A 1289-nucleotide genomic window follows, 5' to 3' on the forward strand; every position below is an offset into this window, starting at 1 on the left:
GCAGAGGGGCGTTTCAAAGCGAACTGTACTGTGATTTTACTCGATAGCCAGCAGATCAAAAGTTTGCTGATCAATCATTTCCAGAGCCTTGCCGCCGCCCAGCGCCACACAAGTGAGCGGGTCTTCAGCAATAATCACCGGCAGACCGGTTTCTTCGGCTATCAGCTTGTCGATGTCACGCAGCAGTGCACCACCACCGGTTAATACCAGGCCGCGCTCTGCGATATCGGAAGCCAGCTCTGGTGGAGACTGTTCCAGTGCACTTTTGATGGCTTGTACTATGGCTGCCAGTGGCTCCTGCAGAGCTTCCAGCACCTCGTTGGAATTGAGGGTGAAACTGCGTGGAATCCCTTCAGCCAGATTACGGCCACGAACATCAATCTCTTTGATTTCGCTACCCGGATAAGCACAGCCGATTTCCTGCTTGATACGTTCAGCCGTGGCATCACCAATCAGGCTGCCGTAGTGACGACGCACATAAGCAACAATGGCTTCATCAAAGCGGTCACCGGCAATACGTACGGATTCGGAATACACCACACCATTCAGGGAGATGATGGCAATCTCGGTGGTACCACCGCCGATATCCACGACCATGGAACCCTGAGCTTCATCAACCGGCAGGCCTGCACCTATGGCTGCTGCCATGGGCTCCTCAATCAGGAACACATCACGGGCACCGGCACCGAGTGCGGATTCCTTGATGGCGCGACGTTCCACCTGGGTGGACATGCAGGGTACACACACCAGCACACGAGGGCTGGGTGTGAAGAAATTGTTGTCATGTACCTTGGAAATGAAATGCTGCAGCATTTTCTCGGTAACATGGAAATCGGCAATCACACCATCTTTCATCGGGCGGATGGCAGTAATGTTGCCTGGTGTTCTGCCCAGCATACGCTTGGCATCAAAACCGACGGCTGCCACGCTGCGCTGATTGCCATGATGACGGACAGCAACCACGGAAGGCTCATTCAGAACAATGCCTTTGCCGCGTACATAGATCAATGTGTTTGCTGTTCCAAGGTCGATCGACAGATCGCTGGAGAACATACCTCTGAGACGTTTAATCATGCTTTTGGTGACCTATCCTGTTGAATCCCTGTGCTGGGCGGAAACTCTAGCAACCTGAAGGGTTCAGGGCAAGCTAGTTTACCCTAACTCTTACCAAATAAAGACAGGTTTTACAGAAAACTGCCATAAACAGACAAGAAGCCTTGTGTTATTCTTTACCGCTCAGCAGCGACTCAACCTGCATTTAAGGTATATCCATGACGCTCAAAGCAGAA

General features: G+C 51.9%; 1 protein-coding gene. It reads right to left on the reverse strand.

Annotated elements, in window-relative coordinates; translation table 11 throughout:
- Nucleotides 1-36 precede the first annotated feature (36 nt).
- Nucleotides 37-1074, reverse strand: a complete 1038-nt coding sequence (locus IBX50_RS20635) for a rod shape-determining protein (protein WP_292258321.1) — start codon at nt 1072-1074, stop codon at nt 37-39.
- Nucleotides 1075-1289 lie beyond the last annotated feature (215 nt).

Source organism: Marinospirillum sp. (assembly GCF_014859565.1).

Excerpts from the sequence above, each read along its gene's own strand:
- IBX50_RS20635 (WP_292258321.1), bottom strand. The coding sequence starts at position 1,074 with ATGATTAAACGTCTCAGAGGTATGTTCTCCAGCGATCTGTCGATCGAC.